Consider the following 1,466-nt stretch of genomic DNA (forward strand, 5'->3'; position numbering starts at 1 on the left):
TTCTTATCTTTACGTTCAAGTGATTTTTAACTTTTACTGTAGTAGCAATGCCCCTAAAATTAAATACCTTAGCACCTGATTTCTCCCTACCTTCCACTTCGGGAAGAGATTTTAGTTTAAGTACTGACCAAAAGGGAAAACCTTGCATCCTTTATTTTTACCCTAAAGATTTCACCCCCGGATGTACAAAAGAAGCCTGTGAGTTCAGAGATTCCTTTCATTTTTTTAAGGACTTAAACATTGACATTTATGGAATTAGCAAAGATGACATGGTTTCACATCTTAAATTTAAAAAGGCCCATAATTTACCCTTTGAATTATTGTCTGATCTTAAGGGAAAGGTTGCCAAAAAATATCAAGCCCAACTTCCCATTCTTAAACTAACAAAGAGAATAACTTATTTGCTAAATGCAAATCATCAAATTTCAGCTGTATATGAAGATCTCTTTGGAGCCAAAAAACATATTCAAGAAATGATCCAAAAAGTAAAAAACTAAGGAATAATTAAATAATGAATGGTGAATAATGATCGAAAACATCCTAGATCATTATTCATTTTTAAAGACTTTTCCTCTCCTCTTTCACAATTTGGCCATCCACTATTTCTAATTTTCTATCAGCCATAGCCGCCAACTCCTTATTATGCGTCACAATAACGAAGGTTTGATTGAACTTATCCCTTAATTTAAAAAATAATTGATGAAGCTCATCCGCATTTTTAGAATCGAGGTTTCCACTAGGTTCATCAGCAAAAATAATATCGGGGTCGTTTATCAATGCCCGGGCCACGGACACTCTTTGCTGTTCTCCTCCAGAAAGCTGGGAAGGTTTATGATCTGCCCTTTCTTCCAATCCTAAAAGCTTTAACAGTTCCAAAGCCTTCCTTCTACTACCTTCTACATCCTGCCGCCCTATAAATGCTGGAATACAGATATTCTCCAGGGCTGAAAATTCTGGAAGAAGGTTATGATTTTGGAAAATAAACCCTATGTGTTTGTTACGGAATCGAGCAAGTGGAGCATTTCTTAAATGACGAACATTTACCTCGTTCACAATCAAATCTCCAGCATCTGCACGGTCCAGGGTTCCCAAAATATGTAATAAAGAACTTTTTCCTGCTCCACTAGCACCAACAACGGAAACTACTTCCCCTTTACCTATCTGTAAATCAATACCTTTTAAAACTTGAAGATCACCGTACGATTTTGTAATGCCTTTTGCTTCCAGCATGCTTTTCGACTCCATTTTATTATTTCCTCCCAAACTTAGAAAAATATGACCGAATAAATAAAGGTATATTAAAAAAAGCGTCTTTTGTCCACTCAGCGCTTCTTCATTCTGCTTCTCAAGAAAAAAGTACTGAATTCTTAATTAGAAACTCAGAATTTTGGAGATTTGACATCCTGAAGACAAAACATATTAAAGAAGAAAAATCTTGGAGAGGCAAAATCTTACCACTTTATAGG

2 protein-coding genes are annotated in these 1,466 nt (G+C 35.5%); one reads left to right on the plus strand and one right to left on the minus strand.

Going from position 1 to position 1,466, the window contains the following annotated elements:
* Positions 1–47: 47 nt before the first annotated feature.
* The gene (locus E1171_RS01455) at positions 48–497 is read left to right on the plus strand and encodes a peroxiredoxin (protein ID WP_155203367.1); all 450 of its coding nucleotides are present in this window, start codon (positions 48–50) and stop codon (positions 495–497) included.
* 61 nt (positions 498–558) lie between these two features.
* On the opposite strand, the gene E1171_RS01460 is transcribed toward E1171_RS01455, so the two are convergent.
* On the minus strand, positions 559–1,230 hold the full coding sequence (locus E1171_RS01460) for an ABC transporter ATP-binding protein (RefSeq protein ID WP_155203369.1): 672 nt from the start codon (positions 1,228–1,230) through the stop codon (positions 559–561).
* Positions 1,231–1,466 lie beyond the last annotated feature (236 nt).

It is taken from the genome of Xanthovirga aplysinae (assembly GCF_009711365.1).
Lineage (GTDB): Bacteria > Bacteroidota > Bacteroidia > Cytophagales > Cyclobacteriaceae > Xanthovirga > Xanthovirga aplysinae.